Origin of the sequence: Marilutibacter penaei (assembly GCF_014145395.1) — a bacterium.
Taxonomy (GTDB): domain Bacteria; phylum Pseudomonadota; class Gammaproteobacteria; order Xanthomonadales; family Xanthomonadaceae; genus Marilutibacter; species Marilutibacter penaei.
This window is the reverse complement of record NZ_JACHTE010000005.1, coordinates 50,354-65,843: the sequence shown is the minus strand read 5'-3', so window position 1 is coordinate 65,843 and position 15,490 is coordinate 50,354. Positions and strand designations below refer to the sequence as shown.

Here is a 15,490-nt window from a genome sequence, read left to right as displayed (position 1 = left end):
CAGTCGCCAAAATTGCGGGCTCTTTTGGAGGGATACCCAAGCGGCCAACGGGGGCAGACTGTAAATCTGCTGGCTTACGCCTTCGGTGGTTCGAATCCACCTCCCTCCACCACCTTCCGGCCCGGCCGGCGGTGGCAGGTTCAACCGGACGCCTTACCAGCGGCCGGGTGCAGTACCCAGGCAGGATCCCCGGTGCGGGAGTAGTTCAATGGTAGAACCTCAGCCTTCCAAGCTGATGGTGCGGGTTCGATTCCCGTCTCCCGCTCCATTGCTGCAGCGCGCCACCTGTCCTGACAACCCGTTTCGCTCACGTAGCTCAGTCGGTAGAGCACCTCCTTGGTAAGGAGGAGGTCGCTGGTTCGATTCCAGTCGTGAGCACCAGATTTCCACCGTAACAACCGTCCCAAAACGAGAAGCGACAACCATGGCCAAGGGTAAGTTCGAGCGCACCAAGCCGCACGTGAACGTCGGCACGATCGGTCACGTTGACCACGGGAAGACCACGCTGACGGCGGCGCTGACGAAGATCGGCGCGGAGCGTTTTGGTGGCGAGTTCAAGGCGTACGATTCGATCGACGCGGCGCCGGAAGAGAAGGCGCGCGGCATCACGATCTCGACGGCGCACGTGGAATATGAATCCCCGACGCGCCACTACGCGCACGTGGACTGCCCGGGCCACGCCGACTACGTGAAGAACATGATCACGGGTGCGGCGCAGATGGACGGCGCGATCCTGGTGTGTTCGGCCGCTGACGGTCCGATGCCGCAGACGCGCGAGCACATCCTGCTGGCCCGCCAGGTGGGCGTGCCGTACATCGTGGTCTTCCTGAACAAGGCGGACATGGTGGACGACGCCGAGCTGCTGGAGCTGGTGGAGATGGAAGTGCGCGAGCTGCTGAGCAAGTACGACTTCCCGGGCGACGACACCCCGATCATCAAGGGTTCGGCGCTGAAGGCGCTGGAAGGCGACCAGTCGGAGATCGGCGTGCCTGCGATCATCCAGCTGGTGGAAGCGCTGGACAGCTACATTCCGGAGCCGGAGCGTGACATCGACAAGGCGTTCCTGATGCCGGTCGAGGACGTGTTCTCGATCTCGGGCCGCGGCACCGTGGTGACCGGCCGAATCGAGCGCGGCGTGATCAAGGTGGGCGACGAAATCGAGATCGTCGGTATCCGTCCGACCACCAAGACGACCGTCACGGGCGTGGAGATGTTCCGCAAGCTGCTGGACCAGGGCCAGGCGGGCGACAACGCGGGCCTGCTGCTGCGCGGCACGAAGCGTGACGACGTGGAGCGTGGCCAGGTGCTGGCCAAGCCGGGTTCGATCACGCCGCACACGGACTTCGAGGCCGAGGTGTACGTGCTGTCGAAGGACGAGGGTGGCCGTCACACGCCTTTCTTCAAGGGTTACCGCCCGCAGTTCTACTTCCGCACCACGGACATCACCGGTGCGGTGACGCTGCCGGAAGGCACCGAGATGGTGATGCCGGGCGACAACGTGAAGATGGTCGTCCAGCTGATCAACCCGGTGGCGATGGACGAGGGTCTGCGCTTCGCGATCCGCGAAGGCGGCCGTACCGTCGGCGCCGGCGTCGTCGCCAAGATCATCAAGTAATATCCCGCGGCCGCGCCCTGGCGTGGCCGCGTTGTCGATGCCTTCGCATCGGCGGTGTTGCTCGATCCCGGCGCCTTGCCTGATCATCGAGGCGCTGGAACACGGTCGGAAGGGCGAGGGCGGCGCAGGCCGCCGTCGCCGTTTCGGGCCAACCGAAATCTACGCCAGTAGCTCAATTGGCAGAGCAGCGGTCTCCAAAACCGCAGGTTGGGGGTTCGAGTCCCTCCTGGCGTGCCACCTGAAGATGTGCAGCCCTGGCTGTGCGCGAAGAGTCGGATGAACAGCAAGGTCGAACACTCCCAAGCCGCCAGTGCCGGCGACATCGTCAAGTATGTTCTGGCCATCGCGCTGGTCGCGGCAGGCGTGTTCGGCTACATCTGGTTCGACCAGTGGGCCGGTGCGTTGCGGGCCCTGCTGGTCGCCGTGGGCCTGGTGGCCGGCGTGCTGGTCTTCTTTACCAGCAGCAAGGGCCGCGAGACCCGCGAGTTCCTGTCCGAGGCGCGTTTCGAGCTGCGCAAGGTCGTCTGGCCGACCCGTCAGGAAGCCCTGCGCACGACCTGGGTCGTGATCATCGCCGTGATCGTGCTGAGCCTGATCCTGGCCGGCTTCGACCTGGTCATCCAGTGGGTCGTCAAATCAATCCTGGGACGCTGAGTCGATGAGCGAGAACACCAAGCGCTGGTACGTGGTCCACGCCTACTCGGGCTTCGAGAAGTCCGTGGCCAAGGCGCTGAAGGAGCGCATCGTCCGTGCGGAGATGCAGGAGCGCTTCGGCGAGGTGCTGGTCCCGACCGAAGAGGTCGTGGAAATGCGCTCCGGCCAGAAGCGCCGGTCCGAGCGCAAGTTCTTCCCGGGTTACGTGCTGGTCGAGATCGCCACCCACGACGACAGCGGGATCCCGCGCATCGACAACGAGTGCTGGCACCTGATCAAGGAAACCCCCAAGGTCATGGGTTTCATCGGCGGTACCGCCGACCGGCCGCTGCCGATCGCCGACCACGAGGCCGATGCGATCCTGAACCGGGTCCAGGAAGGCGTGGCCAAGCCCAAGCCCAAGGTGCTGTTCGAGGCGGGCGAAATGGTCCGCGTCATCGACGGCCCGTTCAACGATTTCAATGGCGTGGTCGAAGAGATCAACTACGAGAAGAGCCGCCTGCGCGTCTCGGTCCTGATCTTCGGTCGCTCCACGCCGGTCGAGCTGGAGTTCGGTCAGGTCGAGAAGGCCTGATTCCAAAACCGCCCAAAAACCTGCTATGATTTCCGGCTCGCTGCCCATTTAGCGGGCCAAGACCCCCGGCCGCCACCCCAGGCGGCCGTCGGCGTGTCGGGGTCTCCGGTTTCCGTAGGGCGGGCATTCAGTTTCAAGACGTGACGTCGGGACACGCGTTTTTCCCGACCCGATGGGGAGCCCGGCAAGGGCGCTAGCACCCGGAGAGAAGCAATGGCTAAGAAAGTAGTGGGCTACATCAAGCTGCAGGTCAAGGCCGGCCAGGCCAACCCCTCGCCGCCGGTGGGTCCTGCGCTGGGTCAGCGCGGCCTGAACATCATGGAGTTCTGCAAGGCGTTCAATGCCGCCACGCAGAAGCTGGAGCCGGGCCTGCCGATTCCGACCGTGATCACCGCCTATTCCGACCGTACCTTCACCTTCATCACCAAGACGCCGCCGGCGTCGATCCTGCTGAAGAAGGCCGTGGGCATCCAGTCCGGCTCCAAGCGTCCGAACACCGAGAAGGTGGGCAAGGTCACGCGTGCGCAGCTGGAAGAGATCGCCAAGGCGAAGGAACCGGACCTGACCGCGGCCGACCTGGACGCCGCCGTCCGCACGATCGCGGGCTCGGCCCGTTCCATGGGCCTGGTGGTGGAGGGTTAAGTCATGGCAATGAACAAGCGTCAGAAGGCCATCAAGGCCGCCGTCGTCCCGGGCAAGGCATACGCTTTCGAGGACGCGATCAAGATCGTCAAGACCGTCACCGGTGCCAAGTTCGTCCAGTCGGTCGACGTCGCCGTCCGCCTCGGCGTCGATGCGCGCAAGTCCGACCAGCAGGTCCGCGGTTCGACCGTGCTGCCGGCCGGTACCGGCAAGAGCGTCCGCGTCGCCGTGTTCGCCCCGTCGGGCGCCAAGGCCGAGGAAGCCCTGGCCGCCGGTGCCGACATCGTCGGCATGGACGACCTGGCCGAGAAGATGCAGGCCGGTGACCTGAACTACGACGTCGTGATCGCGACCCCGGACGCCATGCGCGTCGTCGGCAAGCTCGGCCAGGTGCTGGGCCCTCGCGGCCTGATGCCGAACCCGAAGGTCGGCACCGTGTCCCCGAACCCGGGCGAAGCGGTCAAGAACGCCAAGGGCGGCCAGGTCCGCTACCGCACCGACAAGGCCGGCATCATCCACTGCACGATCGGCAAGGCCGACTTCGAGGACGGTTCCCTGAAGGGCAACCTCGAGGCGCTGCTGGCCGACCTGATCAAGGCCAAGCCGTCGACGGCCAAGGGCCAGTACCTGCAGAAGATTTCGATCAGCTCGACCATGGGCCCCGGCGTGACCGTGGACCAGTCCTCGCTGGCCCTGAAGTAATGCAGCAACGCCCGGCGCCTCGTGCGCCGGGTGGACGCATCAAGTCCCTGGCGCCCGCCGTGGCGGATCGACAGGGCAGGTTTTTGAGGGCGTCGCGCCGGCCCAGGCCGACGCGATGGCCGTCAAAGACCGCAGGCGCGATCAGCGCACGTCGAAGGCGGGCAGGGATGCACCACTGGCAGGGAATCGCCGACGACGGAAGCGGGACCGCTTAATCCAACCCCGGCAAGGGGTCGGGCCTGCGTAGATGGTTGCCACCCTCCAGGTTTTCTGGAAACGGCTGCCACCCGGAATGTCCTTCGGGGCGTTCCCGGCATCGGGCCAAACGATGCCGACCGAGTACCGCCCGCGTGATCCTGCGCGGTGCGGAATTGAAGTACGGAGGAGTGCAATGGCTCTTAATCTGACTCAGAAGCAGGAAGTCGTTGCCGAACTGGCCGAGGTCGCCGCATCGGCGCACTCGCTGGTTGCTTCGGAGTACCTGGGTCTCAGCGCCGGTCAGTTGACCGACCTGCGCAAGAAGGCTCGCGAGCAGGGCGTCTACCTCAAGGTAGCCAAGAACACGCTCGTCTCGCGCGCAGTGGAGAACACCGATTACGCGGTCGTCCAGGACGACCTCGTCGGTCCGCTGATGTATGCCTTCTCGAAGGAAGACCCCGGTGCGGCCGGACGCCTGATCAAGGAGTTCGTGAAGACGAACGACAAGCTGAAGCCGCGCCTGGTCGCGATCGGCGGACAGAAGTACCCGGGCACCCACGTGGATGTCCTGGCTTCGCTGCCGACCCGTGACGAAGCGCTGTCGATGCTGCTCAGCGTCCTGTCCCAGCCGGCCACCCAGCTGGTCCGTCTGCTCAGCGAGCCGGCTTCGCAGGTCACCCGCGTCATCAACGCGGCGGGCCAGGCGAAGGCGGCCTGAAGCACACAGTTCGGTTTCGAATTACCGGAACCCAAGTCGTTTCCAAATCATTTCATTGAGGTAAACACAATGTCCCTTTCGAACGAAGAGATCATCGAAGCCATCGCCGGCAAGACCCTGGTCGAGGTGATGGAGCTGGTGAAGGCGATGGAAGAGAAGTTCGGCGTTTCCGCCGCTGCTCCGGTTGCCGTTGCCGCCGCCCCGGCTGCCGGCGCCGCCGCTGCCGCCGAGGAGCAGACCGAGTTCACCGTCGTCCTGAAGGCCGCCGGCGAGAAGAAGGTCGAGGTCATCAAGGTCGTCCGCGCCGTCACCGGCCTGGGCCTGAAGGAAGCCAAGGACCTGGTCGAAGGCGCCCCGAAGGAAGTCAAGGAAGGCCTGTCCAAGGACGACGCCGAGAAGATCAAGAAGGACCTCGAGGCCGCTGGCGCTTCCGCCGAGCTGAAGTAAGCGGTCCTTGCGTCGCCAGGTGCATCCGGCGACCACCTGAGGCTGGGGGCGAAAGCCCCCGGCCTTTGGCCGTTTCATGACGAAGGCGTTCGTCCTTCGGCATGGCGACGGTCGGCAGTAGCAGATATCGAGTCACGAGTTGGCAGTTGGAAGTAGCGGGAGAGGGCGTGCTGGTGCCGGCAATACCAGCGACTTCCAACTGGCAGTTCCATCGGGTCCCCGGTCGTCGCGGGTCCCGGTCACACCATTCCCCCAGGGCCGCGGACGCGCGGTCCGCAGAAAAGTCGAGGCGGTAGCTCACCATGACCACAGCTTCTACGTCGTACACGCTCACCGAGAAGAAGCGGATCCGCAAGGACTTCGGCAAGCGCAGGTCGATCCTTGAGGTTCCCTTCCTGCTCGCGATCCAGGTCGACTCCTATCGCGAATTCCTGCAGGAGCACACCGATTGGGACAAGCGCGAGGACCGCGGCCTGCACGCCGCCCTCAAGTCGGTGTTCCCGATCGCCAGCTACAGCGGCAATGCCGCCCTGGAGTACGTGGGTTACAAGCTCGGCGAGCCTCCGTTCGACGAGCGTGAGTGCCGCAACCGCGGCCTGAGCTACGGCGCGCCGTTGCGCGTGACCGTGCGCCTGGTGATCTACGACCGCGAGTCGTCGACCAAGGCCATCAAGTACGTGAAGGAGCAGGAGGTCTACATGGGCGAGATCCCGCTCATGACCGACAACGGCACCTTCATCGTCAACGGCACCGAGCGCGTCATCGTCTCGCAGCTGCACCGCTCGCCGGGCGTGTTCTTCGACCACGACCGCGGCAAGACGCACAGCTCGGGCAAGCTGCTGTACAGCGCCCGCATCATCCCCTACCGCGGTTCCTGGCTCGACTTCGAATTCGATCCGAAGGATGGCCTGTTCACCCGTATCGACCGCCGTCGCAAGCTGCCGGTCACCGTGCTGCTGCGTGCGCTGGGCTATAGCAACGAGGAAATGCTGGCCGAGTTCTTCGAGGTCAATACCTTCCAGATCGATCCGGAAGAGGGCGTCCAGCTGGAGCTGGTGCCGGAGCGCCTGCGTGGCGAGACCCTGGACTTCGACCTGGCCGATGGGGACAAGGTCATCGTCGAGGCGGGCCGCCGCATCACCGCGCGCCACGTCAAGCAGCTCGAGGCCTCTGGCATCGAGGCTCTGGCCGTACCGGACAGCTACCTGGTCGGTCGCATCCTGTCGCATGACGTCGTCGACACCGCCACCGGCGAGCTGATCGCGTCGGCCAACGACGAGATCACCGAAGAGCAGCTGGAGCAGTTCCGCGGCGCCGGTATCGAGACCGTCGGCACCCTGTGGGTGAACGACCTCGACCGCGGCCCGTACATCTCCAACACCCTGCGCATCGACGCGACCAAGACCCAGCTGGAAGCGCTGGTCGAGATCTACCGCATGATGCGTCCGGGCGAGCCGCCGACCAAGGACGCCGCGCAGAACCTGTTCCACAACCTGTTCTTCACCTTCGAGCGCTACGACCTGTCGGCCGTGGGCCGGATGAAGTTCAACCGCCGGATCGGCCGCAAGGAAACCACCGGCGCCTCGGTGCTGTACGACGCCAAGTACTTCGCCGACCGCAAGGACGAGGAGTCCAAGCGCCTGGTCGAGGAGTGCGGTGATTCGTCCGACATCCTGGACGTCATCAAGGTCCTGACCGAGATCCGCAACGGTCGCGGCGTCGTCGACGACATCGACCACCTGGGCAACCGTCGCGTGCGTTCGGTCGGCGAAATGGCCGAGAACGTGTTCCGCGTCGGCCTGGTGCGCGTCGAGCGTGCGGTCAAGGAGCGCCTGTCGATGGCCGAGTCCGAGGGCCTGACCCCGCAGGAGCTGATCAACGCCAAGCCCGTCGCCGCCGCGATCAAGGAGTTCTTCGGCTCCTCGCAGCTGTCGCAGTTCATGGACCAGAACAACCCGCTGTCCGAGGTCACCCACAAGCGCCGCGTCTCGGCGCTGGGCCCGGGCGGCCTGACCCGCGAGCGTGCCGGCTTCGAGGTGCGCGACGTGCACCCGACCCACTACGGCCGCGTCTGCACCATCGAGACGCCGGAAGGCCCGAACATCGGCCTGATCAACTCGCTGGCGGTGTTCGCCCGCACCAACAAGTACGGCTTCCTCGAGACGCCGTACCGCAAGGTCGTGGACGGCGTGGTCAAGGACGAGATCGAGTACCTGTCTGCGATCGAGGAGAACGAGTACGTCATCGCCCAGGCCAACGCCGAAACCGACGACAAGGGTCGCCTGACCGCGCAGTTCGTCGCGTGCCGACACGCGGGCGAGTCCCTGCTGAAGCCGCCGGCGGAAATCCATTACATGGACGTGTCGCCGATGCAGACCGTGTCGGTCGCCGCGGCGCTGGTGCCGTTCCTCGAGCACGACGATGCCAACCGCGCCCTCATGGGTGCGAACATGCAGCGCCAGGCCGTGCCGACGCTGCGTTCGCAGAAGCCGCTCGTGGGTACCGGCATCGAGCGCGCGGTGGCGCGTGACTCCGGCGTGACCGTGAACGCACTGCGTGGCGGCGTGGTCGAGCAGATCGACGCGGGCCGCATCGTGGTCAAGGTCAACGAGAACGAGATCTCCGGCGAGACCGATGCCGGCGTCGACATCTACTCGCTGATCAAGTACACCCGCTCGAACCAGAACACCTGCATCAACCAGCGTCCGCTGGTGAACGTGGGCGACGTGATCGAGCGCGGCGACGTGCTGGCCGACGGTCCGTCGACCGACATCGGCGAGCTGGCGCTGGGCCAGAACATGCTGGTCGCGTTCATGCCCTGGAACGGCTACAACTTCGAGGACTCGATCCTGCTCTCCGAGCGCGTGGTCGAGGAGGATCGCTACACCACGATCCACATCGAGGAGCTGACCTGCGTTGCACGCGACACCAAGCTGGGGCCGGAGGAGATCTCCGCCGACATCCCGAACGTCTCCGAGAGCGCGCTGAACCGCCTCGACGAGTCGGGCGTGGTGTACATCGGCGCCGAAGTGCGCGCGGGTGACATCCTGGTCGGCAAGGTCACGCCGAAGGGCGAGAGCCAGCTGACCCCGGAAGAGAAGCTGCTTCGCGCGATCTTCGGCGAGAAGGCGTCCGACGTTAAGGACAGCTCGCTGCGCGTGCCGCCGGGCATGGACGGCACCGTCATCGACGTGCAGGTCTTCACCCGCGACGGCATCGAGAAGGACAAGCGCGCGAAGCTGATCGAGGACTCCGAGATCCGTCGCGTCAAGAAGGACTTCGACGACCAGTTCCGCATCCTGGAGGGCGCCATCTACGCGCGCCTGCGCAGCCAGCTGATCGGCAAGGTCGCCAACGGCGGGCCGGGCCTGAAGAAGGGCGACACGGTCACCAGCCTGGTGCTGGATGGACTGGCCCGCAAGGACTGGTTCGGCCTGCGCATGAAGGACGAGGAAGCGGTCGAGGCGATCGAGCGCGCCCGCAAGCAGATCGAGGTGCACGAGCAGGAGTTCGAGAAGCGCTTCGCCGACAAGCGCGGCAAGATCACCCAGGGCGACGACCTCGCCCCGGGCGTGCTGAAGATGGTCAAGGTCTTCCTCGCGGTGAAGCGTCGCATCCAGCCGGGCGACAAGATGGCCGGCCGCCACGGCAACAAGGGTGTCGTCTCGACGATCGTCCCGGTCGAGGACATGCCCTACATGGCCAGCGGCGAGTCGGTCGACATCGTCCTCAACCCGCTGGGCGTGCCGAGCCGAATGAATATCGGCCAGATCCTCGAGACCCACCTGGGCTGGGCCGCCAAGGGCCTGGGTCGCAAGATCCAGGCGATGCTGGAGGCGCAGGCCAAGCTGGCCGAGCTGCGCAAGTTCCTCGACGAGATCTACAACCACGACAGCAAGCTGCATGGCGAGCGCGTCGACCTGTCCCAGTTCAGCGACGAGGAGCTGTTGAACCTCGCGCGCAACCTGACCGACGGCGTCCCGATGGCGACCCCGGTGTTCGACGGTGCCGCCGAGTCCGAGATCAAGGCGATGCTTGCGTTGGCCGACCTGCCCCAGAGCGGCCAGACCCAGCTGTTCGATGGACGGACCGGCGAGGCGTTCGACCGCCACACCACGGTCGGGTACATGCATATGCTGAAGCTGAACCACCTGGTCGACGACAAGATGCACGCCCGCTCGACCGGTCCGTACTCGCTCGTCACCCAGCAGCCGCTGGGCGGCAAGGCGCAGTTCGGCGGCCAGCGCTTCGGTGAGATGGAAGTCTGGGCGCTGGAAGCCTATGGCGCGGCCTACACCCTGCAGGAAATGCTGACGGTGAAGTCCGACGACGTGCAGGGCCGCAACCAGATGTACAAGAACATCGTCGACGGCGAATACGAAATGGTGGCCGGCATGCCGGAGTCCTTCAACGTCCTGGTGAAGGAAATCCGCTCGCTCGCGATCAACATGGAACTGGAAGAAAACTGATCGCTGCCGCCGCCTGAGGAGATATCCCCATGAAAGATTTGCTCAACCTGTTCAACCAGCAGCGGCCGGCGCTCGACTTCGACGCCATCAAGATCGCGCTGGCGTCCCCGGACCTGATCCGCTCGTGGTCGTACGGCGAGGTCAAGAAGCCCGAGACCATCAATTACCGCACCTTCAAGCCGGAGCGTGACGGCCTGTTCTGCGCCGCGATCTTCGGGCCGGTGAAGGACTACGAGTGCCTGTGCGGCAAGTACAAGCGCATGAAGCACCGTGGCGTGGTGTGCGAGAAGTGCGGTACCGAGGTCACCCTGGCCAAGGTCCGCCGCGAGCGCATGGGCCACATCGACCTGGCCTCCCCGGTCGCGCACATCTGGTTCCTCAAGTCGCTGCCGTCGCGCATCGGCCTGATGCTGGACATGACCCTGCGCGACATCGAGCGGATCCTGTACTTCGAGGCCTTCGTGGTCACCGAGCCGGGCCTGACCCCGATGGAACGCGGCATGCTGCTCACCGAAGAGCAGTACATGACCGCGCGCCAGGAGCATGGCGACGACTTCGAGGCCGCGATGGGCGCCGAGGCGGTCTACGACCTGCTGCGCACGATCGACCTTCAGGCCGAGATGCTGCAGCTCAAGGAAGACATCGCCGCGACCGGTTCCGAGACCAAGCTCAAGCGCCTGACCAAGCGCATCAAGCTGATCGAGGCGTTCGTCGAGTCCGGCAACCGTCCGGAGTGGATGGTCATGACCGTCCTGCCGGTGCTGCCGCCGGACCTGCGTCCGCTGGTCCCGCTGGACGGCGGCCGCTTCGCGACCTCCGACCTGAACGACCTGTACCGCCGCGTCATCAACCGCAACAACCGCCTGCGTCGCCTGCTGGAGCTCAATGCGCCCGACATCATCGTGCGCAACGAGAAGCGCATGCTGCAGGAGTCGGTGGACGCACTGATGGACAACGGCCGCCGCGGCCGCGCCATCACCGGCACCAACAAGCGCCCGCTCAAGTCGCTCGCCGACATGATCAAGGGCAAGCAGGGCCGCTTCCGCCAGAACCTGCTTGGCAAGCGCGTTGACTACTCGGGCCGCTCGGTCATCGTGGTCGGCCCGTACCTGAAGCTGCACCAGTGCGGCCTGCCGAAGAAGATGGCGCTCGAGCTGTTCAAGCCCTTCATCTTCGCCAAGCTGCAGCGCCGTGGCCTGGCCACGACGATCAAGGCCGCCAAGAAGCTGGTCGAGCGCGAAGAGGCCGAGGTGTGGGACATCCTCGAAGAGGTGATCCGCGAGCACCCGGTGCTGCTGAACCGTGCGCCGACCCTGCACCGCCTCGGCATCCAGGCCTTCGAGCCGGTCCTGATCGAGGGCAAGGCGATCCAGCTGCATCCGCTGGTCTGTACCGCGTTCAACGCCGACTTCGACGGCGACCAGATGGCCGTGCACGTCCCGCTGAGCCTCGAGGCCCAGCTGGAAGCGCGCGCCCTGATGATGTCGTCGAACAACATCCTGTCGCCGGCGAACGGCGAGCCGATCATCGTGCCGTCGCAGGACGTCGTGCTCGGCCTCTACTACATGACCCGCGCCCTCGAGAACAAGAAGGGCGAGGGCATGGCGTTCGCGAACGTCGCCGAGGTGAAGCGCGCGTACGACAACCGCGTCGTCGAGCTGCACGCCAAGGTCAAGGTACGCCTGACCCAGACCGTGATCGACGAGGACGGCAACCGCGAGAAGGTGACCGGCATCGTCGACACCACCGTCGGCCGTGCCCTGCTGCAGGAGATCATGCCCGACGGCCTGCCGTTCGAGCTGGCCAACGTCGAGCTGGTCAAGAAGAACATCAGCCGCCTGATCAACTCCTGCTACCGCATGCTTGGCCTGAAGGACACCGTGGTGTTCGCCGACAAGCTGATGTACACCGGCTTCGCCTACGCGACCCGTGCCGGCGTCTCCATCGGCATCGACGACATGGTGATCCCGGACGAGAAGCGCGGCATCCTCGGCGAGGCCGAGGGCGAAGTGCTCGAGATCCAGGAGCAGTACCAGTCCGGCCTCGTCACCGCCGGCGAGCGCTACAACAAGGTCGTCGACATCTGGTCGCGTACCAACGAGCGCATCGCGAAGGCGATGATGGACGCGATCGGTACCGACAAGGTCGAGAACGCCAAGGGCGAGACCGTCGACCAGAAGTCGATGAACTCCCTTTACATCATGGCCGACTCCGGCGCGCGTGGTTCGCAGGCGCAGATCCGCCAGCTGGCGGGCATGCGCGGCCTGATGGCCCGTCCGGACGGCTCGATCATCGAAACGCCGATCAAGGCGAACTTCCGCGAAGGCCTGAACGTGCAGGAGTACTTCAACTCCACGCACGGTGCCCGTAAGGGCCTGGCCGATACCGCGCTGAAGACCGCCAACTCCGGTTACCTGACCCGTCGCCTCGTCGACGTGGCGCAGGACGTGGTCATCACCGAGGACGATTGCGGCACCGAGGCCGGCCTCACCATGACCCCGATCGTCGAGGGTGGTGACGTCGTCGAGCCGCTGCGCGAGCGCGTGCTGGGCCGCATCGTGGCCGAGGACGTGTTCCTGCCGGGCGACGACGAGGAGCCGATCGTCACCCGCAACACCCTGCTCGACGAGGCCTGGGTGCAGAAGCTCGAAGATGCCAGCGTGCAGTCGATCAAGGTCCGGTCGACGATCACCTGCGAGTCGTCGTTCGGCGTGTGCGCCCATTGCTACGGCCGAGACCTGGGCCGCGGCCACCTGGTCAACCATGGCGAGGCCGTCGGCGTCGTCGCGGCCCAGTCGATCGGCGAGCCGGGTACCCAGCTGACCATGCGGACCTTCCACATCGGTGGTGCGGCTTCGCGTGCGGCGGCGATCGACAACGTGACGATCAAGACCACCGGTACGGTCAAGTTCAACAACCTCAAGCACGTCAAGCACACCAACGGCCACCTGGTCGCGGTGTCGCGTTCGGGCGAACTGTCGATCCTCGACACCCACGGCCGTGAGCGCGAGCGCTACAAGCTGCCCTACGGCGCCACCGTGGCGGTCGACGATGGCGGTTCGGTCAAGGCGGGCCAGCAGGTCGCGAACTGGGATCCGCACAACCATCCGATCGTTTCGGAAGTGTCCGGCTTCGTGCGCTTCGTGGACTTCGTCGACGGCATCACCGTCATCGAGAAGACCGACGAACTGACCGGCTTGGCCTCGCGCGAGATCACCGATCCCAAGCGTCGCGGTTCGGCCGGCAAGGACCTGCGTCCGCTGGTCCGCATCGTGGACGGCAAGGGCAACGACCTCAGCATCCCGGGTACCGACCTGCCGGCGCAGTACCTGCTGCCGCCGCGCTCGATCGTCAACATGCAGGATGGCGATGCCGTCGGCGTGGGCGACGTGGTCGCCAAGATCCCGCAGGAAGCCTCCAAGACCCGCGACATCACCGGTGGTCTGCCGCGCGTGGCCGACCTGTTCGAGGCGCGCAAGCCGAAGGATCCGGCGATCCTGGCCGAGCGCTCGGGCGTGGTCAGCTTCGGCAAGGACACCAAGGGCAAGCAGCGCCTGATCATCAAGGGCGCGGACGGCGAGGAGCACGAGGAGCTGATCCCGAAGTACCGCCAGATCATCGTGTTCGAAGGTGAGCACGTCGAGAAGGGCGAGACCGTGGTGGACGGCGAGCCGAGCCCGCAGGACATCCTGCGCCTGCTGGGCGTGGAGCCGCTGGCGGCCTACCTGGTCAAGGAGATCCAGGACGTCTACCGCCTGCAGGGCGTGAAGATCAACGACAAGCACATCGAGGTGATCGTCCGCCAGATGCTGCGCAAGGTCGAGATCACCGACCAGGGCGACAGCAAGTTCCTGCATGGCGAGCAGGTCGAGCGCCAGCGCCTGGTGGAGGAGAATGTCGTGCTCAACGACAAGGGCCTGATCCCGGCGCACTACGATCCGGTCCTGCTGGGCATCACCAAGGCCTCGCTCGCGACCGAGTCGTTCATCTCGGCGGCGTCCTTCCAGGAAACCACCCGCGTGTTGACCGAAGCGGCCGTCCGCGGCACCAAGGACAACCTGCGTGGCCTGAAGGAGAACGTCATCGTCGGACGCCTGATCCCGGCGGGTACCGGCCTTGCGTACCACACCCAGCGTCGCCGCGGGGCCACCGGCCTCACGGCGTCGGAAATGGAGCAGCTGGCCGCCCCGGTGGCCGAAGCCGTCGACACGGCCGAAGGCGTGGACGAAGCGTCCAGCGCCGAGTAAGATGTCGCACTTTCGCGCGCCCCCACGGGCGCGCCAGATCACGAAATGAGGGGCAGGGAGCCCCTCGTGTTCGGCCCAGGATGGGCGGGATCGCAGTAAGAGACCGCCCCGACGCCACCCGGCGCCGGGGCGGTGTTCAGCCCTCGCGTTGACGCTGGCGTCAAACGCGGGCTATACTTTTTCGTCTCGGTGAGCTGGGCCTGTCCCGGCTTGCCGTTCGTTTTCACGCAGGGGCCCCGTCCTGGGCGCCCTCTCAGCAAAGAGCACCAGATGGCAACGATCAATCAGCTGGTTCGCAAGCCGCGGCAGGCGACCACGTACAAGAGCACCTCGCCTGCGCTGGCCAACTGCCCGCAGCGCCGCGGTGTCTGCACGCGCGTCTACACCACGACGCCGAAGAAGCCGAACTCGGCGATGCGCAAGGTCGCCAAGGTCCGCCTGACCAACGGGTACGAGGTCATTTCGTACATCGGCGGCGAAGGCCACAACCTGCAGGAGCACTCGGTGGTGCTGATCCGCGGCGGCCGCGTCAAGGACCTGCCGGGCGTGCGTTACCACACCGTGCGCGGTTCGCTCGACGCCGCCGGCGTCGCCAAGCGTCGCCAGCGTCGTTCCAAGTACGGCGCCAAGCGCCCGAAGTCCTGAGGAATTTGATCCATGTCGCGTAAAGGTTCCGCCCCGCAGCGTTCCGTCCTGCCTGATCCCAAGCACGGCAGCGAGACGATCGCGCGTTTCATCAATATGGTCATGAAGAGCGGCAAGAAGTCGGTCGCCGAGAAGATCGTCTATGGCGCCATGGACGTCATCGGCGAGAAGAACGACGCCCCGCTGGAGCTGGTCGAGAAGGCCCTGGGCAACGTGTCCCCGGCGGTGGAGGTCAAGTCCCGCCGTGTCGGTGGCGCGACCTACCAGGTGCCGGTCGAGGTGCGCGCTTCCCGCCGCATGGCGCTGGCGATGCGCTGGCTGATCGAGTCCGCCCGCAAGCGTGGCGAGAACAGCATGCCGCGCAAGCTGGCCGCCGAGCTGGTCGACGCCTCCGAGAACCGCGGTGGCGCCATCAAGAAGCGTGAAGAGACGCACCGCATGGCCGAGGCCAACAAGGCGTTCTCGCACTACCGCTGGTAATCCGGCAGCCCCGCCGAAGCGCGGGGCGCATGAAGGCCGCCCCCGGGCGACCTTGGCGGCGACGCCGCCGCCTACCGAACCGGATGCCGCCGTCAGGCG

Annotated in this window: 11 protein-coding genes and 4 tRNA genes; all 15 read left to right on the top strand. The window is 65.7% G+C overall.

Features of this window, described 5'->3' with window-relative positions:
• Positions 1-26: 26 nt before the first annotated feature.
• The 15 genes from H4F99_RS07830 to rpsG all read left to right on the top strand — a co-directional run bounded on the left by H4F99_RS07830 (position 27) and on the right by rpsG (position 15,391).
• Positions 27-112, top strand: a tRNA-Tyr gene (locus H4F99_RS07830).
• A gap of 82 nt (positions 113-194) precedes the next feature.
• Positions 195-268 (top strand) — tRNA-Gly (locus H4F99_RS07825).
• A gap of 37 nt (positions 269-305) precedes the next feature.
• Positions 306-381, top strand: a tRNA-Thr gene (locus H4F99_RS07820).
• Between the two features lie 43 nt (positions 382-424).
• Positions 425-1,615: an elongation factor Tu gene (gene tuf, locus H4F99_RS07815; protein WP_182669174.1), complete on the top strand. Its 1,191-nt coding sequence runs from the start codon at positions 425-427 to the stop codon at positions 1,613-1,615.
• Between the two features lie 161 nt (positions 1,616-1,776).
• Positions 1,777-1,852, top strand: a tRNA-Trp gene (locus H4F99_RS07810).
• A 39-nt stretch (positions 1,853-1,891) separates the two neighbouring features.
• Positions 1,892-2,269, top strand: a complete 378-nt coding sequence (gene secE, locus H4F99_RS07805) for a preprotein translocase subunit SecE (protein ID WP_182669184.1) — start codon at positions 1,892-1,894, stop codon at positions 2,267-2,269.
• A 4-nt stretch (positions 2,270-2,273) separates the two neighbouring features.
• On the top strand, positions 2,274-2,843 hold the full coding sequence (gene nusG / locus H4F99_RS07800) for a transcription termination/antitermination protein NusG (protein ID WP_182669183.1): 570 nt from the start codon (positions 2,274-2,276) through the stop codon (positions 2,841-2,843).
• A 213-nt stretch (positions 2,844-3,056) separates the two neighbouring features.
• The gene (gene rplK / locus H4F99_RS07795) at positions 3,057-3,485 is read left to right on the top strand and encodes a 50S ribosomal protein L11 (RefSeq protein WP_182669182.1); all 429 of its coding nucleotides are present in this window, start codon (positions 3,057-3,059) and stop codon (positions 3,483-3,485) included.
• 3 nt (positions 3,486-3,488) lie between these two features.
• Positions 3,489-4,187, top strand: coding sequence for a 50S ribosomal protein L1 (gene rplA, locus H4F99_RS07790; protein ID WP_182669181.1), 699 nt, complete (start codon positions 3,489-3,491; stop codon positions 4,185-4,187).
• Positions 4,188-4,578: 391 nt separating this feature from the next.
• Entirely contained in the window at positions 4,579-5,103 is a 525-nt protein-coding gene (gene rplJ, locus H4F99_RS07785) for a 50S ribosomal protein L10 (RefSeq protein WP_182669180.1), read from the top strand.
• Between the two features lie 69 nt (positions 5,104-5,172).
• Positions 5,173-5,550: a 50S ribosomal protein L7/L12 gene (gene rplL / locus H4F99_RS07780; protein ID WP_182669179.1), complete on the top strand. Its 378-nt coding sequence runs from the start codon at positions 5,173-5,175 to the stop codon at positions 5,548-5,550.
• Positions 5,551-5,852: 302 nt separating this feature from the next.
• A complete protein-coding gene (gene rpoB, locus H4F99_RS07775) occupies positions 5,853-10,019 on the top strand; it encodes a DNA-directed RNA polymerase subunit beta (RefSeq protein WP_182669178.1) in 4,167 nt (1,388 codons plus the stop codon).
• A gap of 29 nt (positions 10,020-10,048) precedes the next feature.
• Complete coding sequence (rpoC, locus tag H4F99_RS07770; RefSeq protein WP_182669177.1) at positions 10,049-14,266, top strand: DNA-directed RNA polymerase subunit beta'; 4,218 nt, start codon at positions 10,049-10,051, stop codon at positions 14,264-14,266.
• A gap of 270 nt (positions 14,267-14,536) precedes the next feature.
• Positions 14,537-14,911, top strand: coding sequence for a 30S ribosomal protein S12 (gene rpsL, locus H4F99_RS07765; RefSeq protein ID WP_141519609.1), 375 nt, complete (start codon positions 14,537-14,539; stop codon positions 14,909-14,911).
• 12 nt (positions 14,912-14,923) lie between these two features.
• Positions 14,924-15,391 carry a 30S ribosomal protein S7 gene (gene rpsG, locus H4F99_RS07760; protein WP_182669176.1) on the top strand — a complete coding sequence of 156 codons (468 nt, stop codon included), beginning with the start codon at positions 14,924-14,926 and terminating at the stop codon, positions 15,389-15,391.
• The last annotated feature ends 99 nt before the right edge of the window (positions 15,392-15,490 follow it).